General features: G+C 61.5%; 15 protein-coding genes. 4 read left to right on the forward strand and 11 right to left on the reverse strand.

What is annotated here, in order from left to right:
- Positions 1 to 3: 3 nt before the first annotated feature.
- Genes GCM43_RS12585 through GCM43_RS12600 form a run of 4 tightly spaced genes read left to right on the forward strand, consistent with a single transcriptional unit; the run spans position 4 to position 6648 of the window.
- Positions 4 to 3141 (forward strand): efflux RND transporter permease subunit, encoded by a 3138-nt coding sequence (locus tag GCM43_RS12585; RefSeq protein WP_152244756.1) that lies wholly within the window; start codon positions 4 to 6, stop codon positions 3139 to 3141.
- The gene (locus GCM43_RS12590; protein ID WP_152244758.1) at positions 3141 to 4565 is read left to right on the forward strand and encodes an efflux transporter outer membrane subunit; all 1425 of its coding nucleotides are present in this window, start codon (positions 3141 to 3143) and stop codon (positions 4563 to 4565) included. Before GCM43_RS12585 ends, GCM43_RS12590 begins: the two co-directional genes overlap by 1 nt.
- Before the next feature lie 18 nt (positions 4566 to 4583).
- Positions 4584 to 5264: a winged helix-turn-helix domain-containing protein gene (locus GCM43_RS12595; RefSeq protein WP_152244760.1), complete on the forward strand. Its 681-nt coding sequence runs from the start codon at positions 4584 to 4586 to the stop codon at positions 5262 to 5264.
- Positions 5257 to 6648, forward strand: a complete 1392-nt coding sequence (locus tag GCM43_RS12600; protein ID WP_193315608.1) for a sensor histidine kinase — start codon at positions 5257 to 5259, stop codon at positions 6646 to 6648. The genes GCM43_RS12595 and GCM43_RS12600 overlap by 8 nt, the downstream gene beginning before the upstream one ends.
- Positions 6649 to 6788: 140 nt before the next feature.
- Here the strand turns inward: GCM43_RS12600 and ispF are convergent, their stop codons facing one another.
- The 11 genes from ispF to nuoI form a co-directional block, all read right to left on the reverse strand.
- Positions 6789 to 7286 (reverse strand): 2-C-methyl-D-erythritol 2,4-cyclodiphosphate synthase, encoded by a 498-nt coding sequence (gene ispF, locus GCM43_RS12605; protein ID WP_226929468.1) that lies wholly within the window; start codon positions 7284 to 7286, stop codon positions 6789 to 6791.
- Positions 7287 to 7309: 23 nt separating this feature from the next.
- A complete protein-coding gene (gene ispD / locus GCM43_RS12610) occupies positions 7310 to 8023 on the reverse strand; it encodes a 2-C-methyl-D-erythritol 4-phosphate cytidylyltransferase (RefSeq protein WP_152244764.1) in 714 nt (237 codons plus the stop codon).
- Between the two features lie 10 nt (positions 8024 to 8033).
- The gene (locus GCM43_RS12615; protein WP_193315609.1) at positions 8034 to 8735 is read right to left on the reverse strand and encodes a hypothetical protein; all 702 of its coding nucleotides are present in this window, start codon (positions 8733 to 8735) and stop codon (positions 8034 to 8036) included.
- An 8-nt stretch (positions 8736 to 8743) separates the two neighbouring features.
- Entirely contained in the window at positions 8744 to 9301 is a 558-nt protein-coding gene (locus GCM43_RS12620) for an NUDIX domain-containing protein (protein WP_152244768.1), read from the reverse strand.
- Between the two features lie 55 nt (positions 9302 to 9356).
- Positions 9357 to 9689: a DUF2818 family protein gene (locus GCM43_RS12625; protein WP_152244770.1), complete on the reverse strand. Its 333-nt coding sequence runs from the start codon at positions 9687 to 9689 to the stop codon at positions 9357 to 9359.
- A 2-nt stretch (positions 9690 to 9691) separates the two neighbouring features.
- On the reverse strand, positions 9692 to 11194 hold the full coding sequence (nuoN, locus tag GCM43_RS12630) for an NADH-quinone oxidoreductase subunit NuoN (RefSeq protein ID WP_152244772.1): 1503 nt from the start codon (positions 11192 to 11194) through the stop codon (positions 9692 to 9694).
- 16 nt (positions 11195 to 11210) lie between these two features.
- On the reverse strand, positions 11211 to 12713 hold the full coding sequence (locus GCM43_RS12635) for an NADH-quinone oxidoreductase subunit M (protein ID WP_152244774.1): 1503 nt from the start codon (positions 12711 to 12713) through the stop codon (positions 11211 to 11213).
- A gap of 29 nt (positions 12714 to 12742) precedes the next feature.
- On the reverse strand, positions 12743 to 14845 hold the full coding sequence (nuoL, locus tag GCM43_RS12640) for an NADH-quinone oxidoreductase subunit L (protein WP_152244776.1): 2103 nt from the start codon (positions 14843 to 14845) through the stop codon (positions 12743 to 12745).
- 46 nt (positions 14846 to 14891) lie between these two features.
- Entirely contained in the window at positions 14892 to 15197 is a 306-nt protein-coding gene (gene nuoK, locus GCM43_RS12645; RefSeq protein ID WP_183676647.1) for an NADH-quinone oxidoreductase subunit NuoK, read from the reverse strand.
- The gene (locus tag GCM43_RS12650; protein WP_152244780.1) at positions 15197 to 15826 is read right to left on the reverse strand and encodes an NADH-quinone oxidoreductase subunit J; all 630 of its coding nucleotides are present in this window, start codon (positions 15824 to 15826) and stop codon (positions 15197 to 15199) included. The genes nuoK and GCM43_RS12650 overlap by 1 nt, the downstream gene beginning before the upstream one ends.
- Before the next feature lie 66 nt (positions 15827 to 15892).
- Positions 15893 to 16381, reverse strand: a complete 489-nt coding sequence (gene nuoI, locus GCM43_RS12655) for an NADH-quinone oxidoreductase subunit NuoI (protein WP_065310660.1) — start codon at positions 16379 to 16381, stop codon at positions 15893 to 15895.
- Positions 16382 to 16391: the final 10 nt, after the last annotated feature.

Raw genomic sequence — 16391 nt, forward strand, 5'->3', positions numbered from 1 at the left:
CGCATGTCGCACTTCTTTATCCGCCGCCCCATCTTTGCCATCGTCCTGTCGCTGATCATTATGCTGGTCGGCGGCATCGCCGTCTTCAAGCTGCCGGTCGAGCAGTTCCCGCCCGTCTCGCCGCCGGTGGTGCAGATTGCCGCCACCTTCCCCGGCGCCTCGGCCGAAACCATGCAGAACACCGTGATCCAGGTGATCGAGCAGCAGATGAGCGCGATCGACAACCTGCTGTATATGTCGTCGTCGAGCGACGACACCGGCCAGTCGACCACCACCCTCACCTTTGCTCCCGGCACCGATCCCGATATCGCCCAGGTGCAGGTACAGAACAAGCTGCAGTCGGCCACCTCGCGCCTGCCGGCCGAAGTGCAGCAAGCGGGCCTGCGCGTGACCAAGTCCACCAGCGACTTCCTGATGGTGGCCGGCTTTGTGTCGGACGACAACTCGATGAGCAAGTTCGATATTTCAAACTATGTCGCTTCCAATATCCAGGATCCGCTCAGCCGCATTCCCGGCGTGGGCAGCATGAATCTGTTCGGCACCCAGTATGCGATGCGCATCTGGCTCGATCCGGTCAAGCTGACCAGCTATGCACTGACGCCGCTGGACGTGAACCAGGCGATCCAGATGCAGAACGTGCAGATTTCGGGCGGCCAGCTGGGCGGCTCGCCGTCGGTGGCCGGCCAGGCGCTGAGCGCCACCATTACCCAGGCTACGCTGCTGCGCACGCCCGAGCAGTTCAGCCGTATCCTGCTCAAAGTCCAGCCCGATGGCGCGCGCGTGCGCCTGGGTGACGTGGCGCGCATTGCGCTGGGCCCGGAAAACTACAATGTGGACGTGCGCTACAACGGCAAGAGCGCCTCGGGCCTGGGCATCCAGCTGGCGCCCGGCGCCAATGCGCTGGCCACCGCCGACGCGGTGCGCGCGCGCCTGGTGGAGCTGGCGCCGTTCTTCCCGCACGGCCTGCGCGTGGTGTATCCGAACGATGTGACGCCGTTTATCGAAGTGTCGATCCATGAAGTGGTCAAGACGCTCATCGAAGGGATCATCCTGGTGTTCCTGGTGATGTATCTGTTCCTGCAGAACCTGCGTGCCACGCTGATACCGTCGATTACCGTGCCGGTGGTCCTGCTGGGCACTTTCGGCGTGATGGCAGCGATGGGCTTTACCATCAATACCCTGTCGATGTTCGGCCTGGTGCTGGCCATTGGCCTTCTGGTCGACGACGCCATCGTGGTGGTGGAAAACGTCGAGCGCGTGATGCATGAAGATGGCCTGGCGCCGTTCGAGGCCACGCAAAAAGCCATGGGCCAGATCAGCAGCGCGCTGATCGGCGTGGCGTTGGTACTGTGCGCGGTGTTCGTGCCGGTGGCCTTTTCCAGCGGCACGGTGGGCGCCATCTACCGCGAATTTTCACTGACTATTGTTGCCTCGATGCTGCTGTCGGTGTTCGTGGCTTTGACGCTGACGCCGGCACTGTGCGCGATGGTGCTTAAACGACCCGACCCGAACCACCATGAAAAACGCGGCTTTTTCGGCTGGTTCAACCGCGCCTTCGATAAACGCCGCGACGGCTATCTGGGTGGCGTAACCGCCATCGTGCACAAGCGCGGGCGCTGGATGCTGGTCTATGGCGCACTGATCGCGCTGGTGCTGTGGCTGTTCCTGCGCCTGCCCGGCGGCTTCCTGCCCAATGAAGACCAGGGCTATATGTTCGTGCAGGTGCAAACGCCTGCCGGCAGCACCCTGGAGCGTACCGGCGCCGTGCTCGATGAAGTGTCGAACTACCTGCTCAAGGATGAATCGGCGATGGTCGACGCCACCATGATGATCAATGGTGCCAACTCCAACGGCCGTGGCCAGAACCTGGGCCGCTTGTTCGTGCGCCTCAAACCCTGGGGCGAGCGCGAAGACGCCAAACTGTCGGTATCGGCCCTGACGGCGCGCATCGCTGCGCGCTACGCCAGCTACCAGGGCGCGCTGATCCAGCCGATCGAGCCGCCGCCTATCCGTGGCCTCGGCTCCGCTTCGGGCTTCTCGTTCCAGTTGCAGGACCGCGGCAATCTCGGCCACGAAGCGCTGGCAAAAGCGCGCGACCAGTTGCTCGAGCTGGCCAGGCAAGACCCGGACCTGATGCAGGTGCGCTTTACCGGCCAGGCCGACAACCCGACCTACAAGATCAATATCGACCATGAAAAGGCGGCTGCGCTGGGCGTGTCGCTGAGCGACGTCGACCAGACTTTTTCAACCGCCTGGGGCTCGAAATACATCAACAATTTTTTCGACACCGACAACCGCATCAAGCGCGTCTATGTGCAGGCCGACGCGCCGTTTCGCATGAATCCCGACGATATCCGCCTGCTGCACGTGCGTAACAAGCAAGGTCAGATGGTGCCGTTTTCGGCCTTTGCCACGGCCACTTGGTCATGGGGTTCGCCGGCCATGCAGCGCTATAACGGCGTCGAGTCGGCCGAGATCCTTGGCAAGCCGGCTGCGGGAAAAAGTACCGGCCAGGCGATGGCGGCGATGGAGCGCCTGGCACAGCAGCTGCCGCAGGGCATCGGCTACGAGTGGAGCGGCATCTCGCTGCAGGAATCAAAAGCCGGTGCCCAGGCGCCGCTGCTGTATGCACTGTCGATCCTGGTGGTGTTCCTGAGCCTGGCCGCGCTGTATGAAAGCTGGACGGTGCCGGTCTCGGTGATCCTGGTGGTGCCGATCGGTGTACTGGGCGCGCTTGGTGCGGCCAGCCTGTTTGGCATGTCCAATGATGTGTACTTCCAGGTGGGACTCTTGACCACCATCGGCCTGTCAGCCAAGAACGCGATCCTGATCGTTGAATTTGCGCGCGAACTGCAGCAGCACGGCGCCACGCCGTTCGCTGCCGCCATGGAAGCGGCCAAGCTGCGACTGCGCCCGATTATCATGACCTCGATGGCGTTTGTGCTGGGCGTATTGCCGCTGGCGCTGGCGTCTGGCGCCGGCGCGGCCAGCCAGAAGGCGCTGGGCATCGGCGTGATCGGCGGCATGTTGGCCGCCACCTTCCTGGCCACCTACATGATTCCGCTGTTTTACGTGCTGGTGGCGGGCAAGCCCAAGCCGCAACCCGTTGCAGTTGCAGCAGCAGCTGAAGGAGCACACTGATGAACCGTTTGAAAATTACCGTGGCGGTCGCCAGTGCGCTGCTGCTTGCCGGCTGCTCGCTGCAGGAACCCCACCAGCGCCCCGAAGCGGCGCGCGACAGCTACCCAAGCGGCGCCGCCTATGCGCCCAATGACAGCAGCAGCGCGGCAGCGGCCGATACCGGCTGGGCAGAATTTTTGGGCGACCCGGCCCTGCGCCAGCTGGTGCGCATTGCGCTCGACAACAACCGCGACCTGCGCGTGGCCATGCTGCGCGTCGAGCAGGCGCGCGCCCAGCTGCAACTGCAGCGCGCTGCCAACTTGCCGCAAGTGGGCCTGGCGGCCAACAGCAGCACTGCCAAGAACAACTCGGCCAGCAGCAGCGATGCCAGCCGCAATCACGGCGTCACGCATAACCAGAGCGTGGGCCTGTCAAGCTCGTGGGAGCTCGATCTGTTCGGCCGCCTGGGCAGCCTGAACGACGTGGCGCGCGAACAGTATCTGGCCACCGGTTATGCACGCCAGGCAGCGCAACTGGCGCTGGTGGCGCAGGTCAGCGAACAGTATCTGGCGATGCTGGCCTATGGCGAACAGCTGGCTGTCAGCAACGAGACGGCGCGCGCGGCGCAGGAGTCACTGCGCATCGTCAAGCTACGCTTTGACACCGGCACCGGCTCCGAGCTTGACGCCACGCTGGCGCAAGGCACCTTGCAGCAGGCGCAGGCCAACCAGGCCGCGCTCACGCGCCAGCAGGCGCAGGCGAAAAATGCGCTGGAGCTGTTGCTGGGCCAAGCCGTGCCAGCCGACCTGCCAGCGGCCACGCCGCTGCGCCAGCTGGCGCTGCTGACCGATATTCCGGCCGGCCTGCCGTCCGAGCTGCTGCTGCGCCGTCCCGACGTGCAGCAGGCCGAAGCCCAGCTGCGCGCCGAAAACGCCCGTATCGGCGCCGCGCGCGCCGCTTTCTTCCCGCGCATTTCGCTGACCGCCACAGCCGGCACGGCCAGTTCCTCGCTGGGCAATCTGTTCCAGGCCGGCTCCGGCTCCTGGTCGTTTGCGCCACAACTGCTGCTGCCGCTGTTTGACGGCGGCGCCAACCAGGCCAATCTCGATGCGGCCCGCATCGGCAAGGATATCGGCGTGGCGCAGTACCAGAAAAGCGTGCAGGTGGCGTTTCGCGAGGTCGCCGACGGCCTGGCTGCGCGCGGCACGTACGAGTCGGAACTGGCGGCACGCCAAGCCTATAGCGAGACGCAGCAGCGCCGGCTGGCGCTGGCCGAACTGCGCTACGACAACGGCGTGGACGACTACCTGAGCGTGCTTAACGCCAAGACTGACCTGTACAATGCACAGATCGCGCTGGTCACGGCACGCCTGAACCGCTGGAACAGCCTGCTGGAACTGTATCGCGCCTTGGGCGGCGGCTGGCGCGAGCACGGCGCAAGCTGATATTGGACGAGGCGGGCAGTGAAATTACTCTTAGTGGAAGACAACGAGCGCGTCTCGCGCTTCGTCATCAAGGGCCTGAGCGAGGCCGGGCACACGGTCGACCATGCCGACAATGGCCGCGACGGCATGTACCACGCCGTTAGCGCCACCTATGACGCCATTATCATGGACCGCATGCTGCCCGGCGGCATTGACGGCCTGGCCATTGTCGAGACGCTGAGGAAAAGCGGCAACCGGGTGCCGATCCTGATCCTGAGCGCGCTCGATGGGGTTGACGAACGCATCCGTGGCTTGAAAAGCGGCGGCGACGATTACCTGATCAAGCCGTTTGCCTTTGGCGAACTGCTGGCGCGCCTCGACGCGCTGCTGCGCCGCTCGCAGGAAAAAAGCGTGGAAACCAGCCTGGCGCTGGGCGGCCTGTCGATCGACCTGCTGACCCACAAGGTGATGCGCGACGGACGCACCCTGAGCCTGCAGCCGCGCGAATTCAAGCTGCTCGAATACCTGCTGCGCCATGCCAACCAGGTGGTCACGCGCACCATGCTGCTGGAAAACGTGTGGGACTACCATTTCGACCCGCAGACCAATGTGATCGACGTGCATATCAGCAAGCTGCGCCAGAAGATCGACGCCGGTTTTCCCACCCAGCTGCTGCGCACCGTGCGCAGCGCAGGCTATATGCTGAGCGACCATGCCTGAGCGCCTGCGCCTGTTCAGGCTGCCCGGCTTTTCAGCGCGCACGATCGCCGTCGGCTACGTTACCGTCAGCCTGCTGGTGCTGGCCATGTTTGCCGGCCCGCTCTGGTACACCTGGAAAATCACGGTCGAAGGCGTGCGCACGGAACTGCTGCAGACCGATACCGAGCGCCTGAGCAGGCTGTTTGCCAGCAATGGCCCGGGCGCGCTGTCGGTAGCGATCGAAGCGCAGACCAGCGGCACCTATCAGGGCGTGGGCCGCCTGATGCTGTTCATGGCGCCCAATGGCGTCAAGCTGGCCGGCAATCTGGATGGCTGGCCCAAAGGCGCGCCCGAGAACACCAGCCCCTGCGCCGCCAATATCATGGTCGACGGCGTGCCGCAGCGCGTGGAGATGATTCATACCGTTTTGCCCGGCGGCTATCGGCTGCTGGTGGCCAGCAATCTCAATCGCTTTGAACAACTGGAAAAGCTGTTCGTGCGCGGCCTGCTCGGTTGCGCCGCTGCCGTGCTGCTGGTGGCCGTACTGGGCGCACTGTTGTTCCGGCGCGTGATGCTGCGCAAGGTCGACAGCATCAGCCAGACCACCAGCGCCATCATGGCCGGCAAGCTTACCCAACGCCTGCCTGCGCCGCACCGTGGCGATGAACTGGAAATGCTGACCCATACCGTCAACGGCATGCTCGACCAGATTGAGCACTTGGTGCACAGCGTGCAGGATGTGTCGAACGCGATTGCGCACGACCTGCGCACGCCGCTGACCGAGCTGCGCGCGCGGCTTGAAGAACTGTCCGTCACGCGCCCTGCCGAAGAAGAAACCTACCAGGAAATCGATGCGGCAATCAATGACGTCGACCGCGTGATGGCGATCTTCAACGCGCTGCTGCGCCTGGCCGAAATCGACAGCGGCACGCGCCGCGGCGGTTTCGTGCCGGTCGACCTGGCGCGCCTGGCAGCCGAGGTGACGGAATTCTACCTGCCGGTGGCCGAACTCAATGATGTCGGCCTGACCTTCGCACCGCAAGGCATGCTGCACACCGTCGGCGACCCGCTGCTGCTGGCCCAGGCGCTGGGCAACCTGGTGGAAAACGCGCTGAAATACGCGCCGGCGCACAGCCAGATCATGATCGGCGCGCGGCGCTGCGGTGAACTCGATATCGAACTGACGGTGGCCGACAACGGCCCCGGCGTGCCCGAAGCCGAACGCGCGCGCGTGGTCGAGCGCTTCTATCGCAGCGACGCCAGCCGCGGCACGCCCGGCGTGGGCCTGGGCCTGGCGCTGGTGTCGTCAGTGGCGCGGCTGCATGGCGGGGTGCTGAGGCTGGAAGACAATGCGCCGGGGTTAAGGGCGGTGCTGTGCCTGAATGTGCCACGGGTGGCCATGTAATCCGACAACACCCATGCGCCAACAATGTTGTCGGATTACGCGGCGTACCGCCGCTAATCCGACCTACGCGTGAATGGGTCGAGGTTGTCCATATAATCCGACGCGTGAATGTCTCGCGCGTGGCGGTTGATCGAAATTCGTTACGCCATCAACAACAACGCGACCGCTTCCGCCGCCATCCCCTCTTCCCGTCCCAGGTAGCCGAGCTTTTCATTGGTCTTGGCCTTGATATTGACCTGGCCCACCGTCACCCCGAGGTCTTCGGCCACGTTGGCGCACATGGCGCCGATATGCGGTGCCATTTTCGGACGCTGGGCGATAATGGTGGCGTCGATATTGCCGACCACATAGCCGGCCGCGCGCACGCGGGCAGCGGCCTCGCGCAGCAGCGTGCGCGAGTCGGCGCCCTTGAAGCGCGCGTCAGTATCGGGGAAATGGCGGCCGATATCGCCCAGTGCAGCGCCGCCCAGGATGGCGTCGGTAATCGCGTGCAGCAGCACGTCGGCGTCCGAGTGGCCCAGCAGGCCCAGGTGGTGCGGGATCTTGACGCCGCCAACGATCAGGTCGCGGTTTTCCACCAGTGCGTGGCAGTCGTAGCCCTGGCCGATACGGAACGGTAATACAGGAGTGCTTGTCACAGGAGTGCTTGTCATACGGTCTTTCAAAATGAGGCGTGGTTCAGATACAGTTCTGCAATGGCGATATCGCGCGGCAGCGTGACTTTCAGGTTGCGCGGATGCCCTTCGACCAGCCGTGGCGACAGGCCCAGCGCTTCGATGGCCGAGGCATCGTCGGTAATCGCGGCGGGATCAGCCGCTTCCGACAGCGCACGGCGCAGCAGCGCACAGGAAAACATCTGCGGCGTCTGCGCCAGCCAAAGGCCGTCGCGCGGCACGGTGGCCTGCGACAGTTGCTCGATCCCTGTCGCTGCTCGCTTGACGGTATCGACCACCGGCAGGGCCAGCAGGCCACCGGCCGGATGGTTGCCGACTTCATCGATCAGTCTGGCGATCAGCGCCGGCGTCAGGCCCGGGCGGGCCGCATCATGCACCAGCACCTGGTCATGCTCCTGCAGTACGCCTTGCAGCGCAACGAGCGCGTTCAAAATGGTTTCCATGCGGGTGGCGCCGCCGCAGCGCAGCACCGTGACGCCGTGCGCAGGGACTACCCCGGCAATCATGCCGTCGTCGGCGCTGACCACCACATAGGTATGCGCAATACGGGGACTGGCAAGAAAGGCGTCGATGGCGTGGCGCAGCATCGGCTTGCCGGCCACTGGCAGATATTGCTTGGGGCTGCCTGCAGCCATGCGTGCTCCCACGCCGGCAGCAGGAATCAGCGCGATATAACGCGCCGCTGGTATGTGTTCGGTCATTGCTGCTTTCTTATTGCTTGCCGGCCGGCGGCGCCTTGCCGGCCAAACTATTCTGGATTTCGCCATTGCAGGCCTTGCCCAGGCGCGCATATTCCTGCGGCGAATCGATGGCGGCCTGCAGCACCTCCACCTTGCGCATTTCGGCCTTGATATAAGGCAGCCAGCCGGTATCGATCTCGCGCGCCAGCTGGGCCTTGGCGGTACCGCTGCGCGCATACAGCGGACGCGCCTCGAAGCGTTTGGCCAGCGCGGCGCGCACGGTCTTTTCCACGCGCGGCAGATGATCCATATAGGTTTTCAGGTGCCGCAGCTCATGCGTGAGTATCTCACGATAGGCACAGCTGTCGGGCGCAAATTCGCGGCCGATGTAAATCACCACCGGCACATAGGTAATGCTGACGCTGATCTGCGGCGCCACGCATTCGTAGCCGCTGGCGGGGTCCTGCAGCATCGGGCCGGCCAGCGCGATCCTGACCTGCGACTCGGTCTTTGTCAGCCCCAGCACAAAGGCATTGCGGCGCGCCTCGCCCTTCATCACCGTGAGCGCCTTGTAGGGCAGATGGTTGTCGATGCTGTAGCCGTTCTGCTGCGCCGTCAGCACCGACACGGTTTTGCTGATGCTGTCTTCGCAGCGGATCTGGAACGGCGTGCGTGTCTGCGCCTGCGCACTGAAGCCGCAGCAGGCCAGCAGCAGAAACAGCAGCACGCGCATGGCTGCAATCAGCCCGGCTGCCAGGCGCCGCTGGTAATCTTGTCGAGCCAGAAGATGCCGATCACGGTTTTCACATCGGTAATGGTGCCGTCGCGCACCCAGTCGAGCAGCTGCGGCACGGTCGCCGTAAAGGTCTCCAGAAACTCGCCTTCGTCGAGCTGGCGTTCGCCCGCCACCAGGCCGCGCGCCAGGAACAGTTCCAGGTGCTCGTCGGAGTAGGCAATCGCGTTATGGATGGTCGAGACGAACTGCCAGTCGCTGGCCGTGTAACCGGTTTCTTCCAGCAATTCACGTTTGGCGCAATCGAGATGGGCTTCACCGGCATCGATCTTGCCGGCCGGGAACTCGATAAACACCTGGTTCAGCGGATAGCGGAACTGGCGCTCCATCAGTACCGTGCCGTCGTCGAGCAGCGGCAGGATCACGACCGCACCCGGATGCAAAATATATTCGCGGCTGGTGATCTTGCCGTCCGGCAGGCTGACGCGGTCCTTGCGTACCTTGAGAAAGCCGCCGTCATACACCACTTCGCCGTCGACCTTCGTTTCATTCAATTGCGTGCTCATCTGATTTCCTTGTAAAAAAAAACGGCGCCAGAGGCGCCGCTTTCGGTCATGTAGTTCAGCGCCGTTTGCGCAGGTAGCGCGCCACGAAGCCGGGGAAAGCCAGCACCAGGAACAGGCAGCCGGTGATGGCGTAAAACTCCCAGGTCTGCGGAAAACCGTTGCCGATACGCGCTTCAAGCATAAAGGCCAGCGCACCGACAATAAAGTACAGCACGATCATTTCCAGCAGGCGCAGGGCCAGCGGCTTGCGCCAGCTGCGTCCTGCCTCACCGGTGCCTGCAGCACGCTTCAGGGGCACGGCGGCAAACAGCTTTTCATTAAAGAAAGGCAAGTTCGCTGCCAGGATGCCCATGGCAATCACCAGCCAGCTTGCGGCAGCGGCATCCATGCTTACGACGCCAGGGTCTTGGTAATGGCGCTGGCGCACACGGCCAGGATGCTGTTAGGCATCACGCCCAGTACCAGCACCAGCACGCCGTTCAGTGCCAGTACCACGCGCATGTCGCCATGCACTACCAGCGCATTGCTGTCGGCTGGCTCGTCGAACCACATGGTCTTGACCACGCGCAGGTAATAGAACGCACCGATCAGCGAGAACAGCACGGCAGCGATCGTCAGCCACAGGTGGCCGGCGCCCAGCAGCGAAGCGAGCACCGAGTACTTGGCCATGAAACCGACCAGTGGCGGCACGCCGGCCAGCGAGAACATGAACGCGGTCATGATCAGCGCAAAGATCGGGCTGCGCTTGGCCAGGCCCTTGAAGTCGGCCAGTTCCTCGGCTTCAAAACCGCTGCGTGCCAGCAGCATGATCACGCCAAAAGTACCGAGCGTGGTAAACACATAGGTGGCAACGTAGTACATGGCCGAACCGTAGGCGGCAGCCGCACCGGCGGCGTTCAGGGTATTGCCCTCGCCCGTGACGGTGCCGGCCATCATGCCCAGCAGCACGAAGCCCATTTGCGCGATGGTCGAATACGCCAGCATGCGTTTGAGGTTGGTCTGTGCAATGGCGGTAAAGTTACCGATGGCCAGCGAGGCCACCGCCAGCAACATCAGCATCTGTTGCCAGTCGCGCGCCATCGGCAGCAGGCCTTCGGCCAGCAGGCGGAAGGTAATGGCAAAGGCGGCCAGCTTCGGCGCCGCACCCAGCAGCAGCGTGACGGCCGTTGGCGAACCCTGGTACACGTCCGGCACCCACATATGGAATGGCACCACGCCCAGTTTGAAGGCCAGGCCAGCGACCAGAAACACCAGGCCGAAGATCATGATGGTGCCGTTGGCGGTACCGTTTTCCAGCGCCAGGCGCAGTTCGCCCAGGTCCAGCGTGCCGGTGGCGCCGTACAGCATCGAAATACCATACAGCATGAAGCCGGAAGCCAGTGCGCCCAGGATGAAGTACTTCATGGCCGCTTCGGTTGCCTTGCTGTTGTCACGGCGCAGCGCGATCAGCGCGTACAACGACAGCGACATCAGTTCCAGGCCCAGGTAGATGATCAGCATGCTGTTGGCCGAGATCATGATCATCTGGCCCAGCAGTGCGAACAGTGCCAGTACGTAGAACTCGCCGCCTAGGTTACCGGACAGCATGGTACGGTCGGTAGCATAGCTGCGCGAGTAGATCAGTGTCATGGCCACCGCGCCGTACGAGAACAGTTTCAGCAGGTGCGACATCGGGTCCGACACGAACATATTGTTGAACGTGTAGACGGTAGCGCCGGCGTTGAAGTCGCCAACGGTCAGCAAGGCGCAGCCGGCCAGCGTCAGCAGCGACAGCACATAGGTAATATTGCGTTTGGCCGCCGGCAAGAACATATCGACCAGCAGGATCGCCGAGGTGGCGATCAGCAGAAAGATTTCCGGAAACAGCGGTACCAGATTGGGTGAATTAGTCATGTTTTGGATCTTCTAATTAAGGCGTCAGCTTGCCGGCTTTTACATGGGCCAGCAGATCGGCAACCGAGGTCTGCATCGTGTCGGTAAACGGCGCTGGGTACAGGCCCATGACCAGCACGGCAATCGCCAGCACGGCCAGCATGAAGAATTCACGCTTGTTGACGTCGGTCAGCTCGGCCACGTGCTTGTTGGTGATCTTGCCGAACACCACGCGCTTGGCCATCCACAGCGAGTACGCCGCGCCCCAGATCAGTGCCGTTGCAGCCAGCAGGCCAATCCAGAAGTTGAATTTCACCGCGCCCAGGATCACCATGAACTCGCCGACAAAGCCGGACGTCGCTGGCAGGCCGCAGTTGGCCATCGAGAACAGCACGAAGAAGGCAGCAAACTTGGGCATGCGGTTAACCACGCCGCCGTAGTCGGCGATGTTACGGGTATGCATGCGGTCATACAGTACGCCGATGCACAGGAACATCGCGCCGGAGATAAAGCCGTGCGAAATCATCTGCACGATACCGCCCTGCACCGAGATGTCGTTGAACATGAAAAAGCCCAGCGTGACGAAACCCATATGGGCGATCGACGAGTAAGCAACCAGTTTTTTCATGTCGGTCTGCACCAGTGCCACCAGGCCGATGTAGATCACGGCGATCAGCGACAGCGCAATCATGAAGCCCGACAAGTAATGACTGGCGTCCGGCGTGATCGGCAGCGAAAAGCGGAGAAACCCATATGCGCCCAGTTTCAGCATGATCGCAGCCAGCACAGCCGAACCACCGGTAGGCGCTTCAACGTGAACGTCCGGCAGCCAGGTGTGGACCGGGAACATCGGCACCTTGACGGCAAACGCCATCAGGAACGCCAGGAAGATAAAGATCTGTTCGTTCAGCGACAGCTTGAACTGATGCCATTGCAAAATGTCGAACGAGCCCGACACGGTGCGCAGATAGATGATGGCAACCAGCGTCAGCAGCGAGCCGAAGAAGGTGTACAGGAAGAACTTGAACGACGCGTACACGCGGTTGGCACCGCCCCACACACCGATAATGATGAACATCGGGATCAGGGTAGCTTCAAAGAAGAAGTAGAACAGCAGGCCGTCGAGCGCGCAGAACACGCCGATCATCAGACCGGACAGGATCAGGAACGCGCCCATGTACTGGGCAACGCGCGTTTCGATCACCTGCCAGGCCGAAATCACCACGATCACCGTGATAAAGGCGGTCAGCGGCACGAACCACAGCGACAGGCCGTCGATGCCGAGCGAGTACCAGATATTGAAAGTTTCAATCCAGGGCGCTTTTTCAACGAACTGCATGCCGTGCGCGGCATTGTCGAAATGCTGGATCAGCGGCAGGGTGCACAGCATGCTGAGCACCGCGCCAGCCAGTGCCAGCCAGCGGGTAAAGCCCGCTTTGCTGTCACGGCCGAGAGCCAGGACCAGGATGCCGCAAATGATCGGCACCCAGATCGACAGACTCAGGTAAGGAGGTAGTGTAGAAATCGTAGACTGCATCATGGTTCTCAGTATTCTTTTATCAGGTCAGCTTACTTAGCGGGCCAGAATGGCAGGAAATAGACCAGGGCGGCGAGCACGCCGATGATCATCACGAACGCGTAGTGATAGATGTAACCGGTCTGCAGCACGCGCGACAGCGACGACACCCAGCCAACGAGCTTGGCGCTGCCATTGACCAGCAAGCCATCGATCAGCTTCTTGTCGCCGAAGTTCCACAGGCCATTGCCCAACAGGCGTGCGCCACCGGCGAACACCACTTCGTTGAACTTGTCCATGTAGTACTTGTTGTCGAGCAGCGTGTGAATCGCATGGAACTTGTTATAGAACCAGGCCGGTACGCGCGGATTGATCATGTAGCAGTAGTAAGCCGCTACCACACCCGACAGGGCCAGCCAGAACGGTGCAGTCGACAGGCCGTGCAGCGCCATTGCCATCGCGCCGTGGAACTCATGCGACAGCTCTTCCATCGCTGGATGGTTTTCGCCGACAAAGATCACGCCTTTGAAGAAGTCGCCATGCAGCATCGGGCCGATGGCCAGATAACCGATGATCAGCGAAGGAATCGCCAGCATGACCAGCGGGAACCACACCACGAATGGCGATTCATGCGGCTTCTGGCCAGGCTCCAGGCCGTGGTGGCCATGGTCGTCTTCCTCTTCTTCATGGTGCGCGTGGTCATCATGCGCATCGTGGGCGCCATGGGCTGCCTTTGGTGCGTGATGATCGTCATGGCCATGTGCGTGCGGCTGGCCGAAACGCTCTTTGCCATGGAACACCAGGAAGTACATGCGGAACGAGTAGAAAGCGGTCACGAACACGCCAGCCAGAACAGCGAACTGGGCAAAGCCTGCACCCCAGATATGGGTTGCTTCCACCGCTTCGATAATGCTGTCTTTCGAGTAGAAACCCGAGAACAGTGGCGTACCGATCAGGGCCAGCGAACCGATCAGCGACGTGATCCAGGTGATCGGCATGTATTTGCGCAGGCCACCCATGTTGCGGATGTCCTGGTCATGGTGCATGCCGATAATGACCGAACCGGCGCCCAGGAACAGCAGTGCCTTGAAGAACGCGTGGGTCATCAGGTGGAATACCGCTACCGAGTAGGCGGACGAACCGAGCGCGACCGTCATGTAACCGAGCTGCGACAGCGTCGAGTACGCGACCACGCGCTTGATGTCGTTCTGGATGATGCCCAGGAAGCCCATGAACAGCGCCGTGATCGAACCGATCACCAGGATGAACGACAGCGCGGTGTCCGACAGTTCGAACAGCGGCGACATGCGCGAGACCATGAAGATACCGGCCGTCACCATGGTCGCGGCGTGAATCAGTGCCGAGATCGGGGTTGGGCCTTCCATCGAGTCAGGCAGCCAGACGTGCAGCGGGAACTGCGCCGACTTGCCCATCGCGCCGATAAACAGGCAGATGCAGGCAACCGTGAGCAGCGCCCAGTCGGTACCCGGCATGGTCAACAGCGCCAGTTCGTCTTTCTTGGCAAATACTTCCTGGTAGTTCATGGTGCCGGCAAACGCCAGCAGCAGACCGATACCGAGGATAAAGCCGAAGTCGCCGACACGGTTGACCAAAAAGGCCTTCATGTTGGCCACGATGGCGGTCGGGCGCTTGTACCAGAAACCGATCAGCAGGTACGACACCAGGCCCACCGCTTCCCAGCCGAAGAACAGCTGCAGGAAGTTGTTGGCCATGACCAGCATCAGCATCGAGAACGTGAACAGCGAAATGTACGAGAAGAAGCGGTTGTAGCCTTCGTCGTCCTTCATGTAGCCGATCGTGTAGATGTGCACCATCAGCGAAACAAAGGTGACCACGCACATCATCATCGCCGACAGCGAATCGATCTGGAAGCCCACTTCCATCTTCAGCGTGCCGATGGTCATCCAGTTATAGATGGTGCCATTGAACGACGCGCCGTCGATCACTGCCAGCAGCGTCTGCACCGACAGGATGAAAGCAATCAGTACGCCCAGGATCGTCGCGGTATGCGACGTCTTGCGACCGACCAAATTACCCAGGAACTGGGTGCCAAGCAAACCTGCAATCGCGGCACCGGCCAGCGGCGCCAGCGGTACGGCAAGTAGGAGGTTAGGGTTGAGGAGTTGCCCCGCCATGATGAACCTTAATCGTTATTATTCGAGAGATCGAGTCTGAAAAACATCAGCCTTTGAGGCTGTCCAGGTCTTCGACGTTGATGGTATCCAGATTACGGAACATCACCACCAGAATAGCCAGACCGATGGCCGATTCAGCAGCGGCAACCGTCAGGATAAAGAAAACGAAGATCTGACCGGCCGCGTCACCCAGGTAATGGGAAAACGCGATGAAATTCATGTTCACCGCCAGCAGCATCAGTTCGATTGCCATCAGCAATACGATGATGTTCTTGCGGTTCAGGAAAATACCGACGATCGAGATTGCGAACAGGATCGCGCCCAGGACCAGATAATGAGTTAGCGTAAGTATCATGGTGTCTCCTTGACTTCCGGTGCTGCAGGACGCTCGACGACCGGGTCCATCTTGATGATCTTCAGGCGGTCATTGCGCTTGACGCGAACTGCATCGCCAGGTGCAAAGTGCTTGGTGTCCTTGCGCTTGCGCAACGTCAGCGCAACGGCGGCAACGATGGCCACCAGCAGAACGACTGCTGCAATTTCAAAAGCAAATACATACTTGGTGTAGATCAGCAGGCCCAGCTCTTTGGTGCCACCGAGGTTGACGCCATCGGCGACCACTTTCGGTGCGAAATCGCGGAAGCCCAGCCACAACACGGCGCCCATTTCAGCGACGATAATCGCGCCGACGGTCGCTGCCATCGGCAGGTAGCCCCAGAAGCCTTCGCGCATGCGGTCGATATTAATATCGAGCATCATGACCACGAACAGGAACAGCACCATTACCGCGCCCACATACACGAGCACCAGCACGATGGCCAGGAATTCAGCTTGCAGCAACAGCCAGATGCCGGCTGCCGAGAAAAAGGACAGTACCAGGAACAGCACTGCGTGGACCGGATTGCGGGCCGTGATGACGCGCGTCGCTGCGATGATCAGAATCAGCGAGAAGGCGTAAAACAAAATTGTTTTGAAGTCCATAAAAAACCCAATAGACGTACAGATGAACGAGGGGCGCGCCGCAGCCCGGGGGCTGCGGCGCATCCATCAGCGATAAGGAGCGTCGGCAGCGCGTGCAGCGGCGATCTCGTTTTCATAACGATCACCCACGGCCAGCAACATCTCTTTCGTGTAATACAAATCGCCGCGTTTCTCGCCGTGGTATTCCAGGACGTGCGTCTCGACGATCGAATCGACCGGGCAGGACTCTTCGCAGAAACCGCAGAAGATGCACTTGGTCAGATCGATATCGTAGCGCGTGGTACGGCGCGAACCGTCGTCACGCTGTTCCGATTCGATCGTGATGGCCATTGCCGGGCAGACTGCTTCGCACAGTTTGCAGGCGATGCAGCGCTCTTCGCCATTCGGGTAGCGGCGCAGTGCGTGCAAGCCACGGAAACGCGGCGAGATCGGTGTCTTCTCTTCCGGGAATTGCACCGTGATCTTGCGCGAAAACATGTACTTGCCTGTCAGCGCCATGCCCTTGATCAGCTCGCCTAACAGGAGGCTGCTGAAAAAATCTTTAACCTTATCCATTCGTATGCTC

Origin of the sequence: Janthinobacterium aquaticum, assembly GCF_009208565.1 — a bacterium.
Taxonomy (GTDB): Bacteria; Pseudomonadota; Gammaproteobacteria; order Burkholderiales; family Burkholderiaceae_D; genus Janthinobacterium.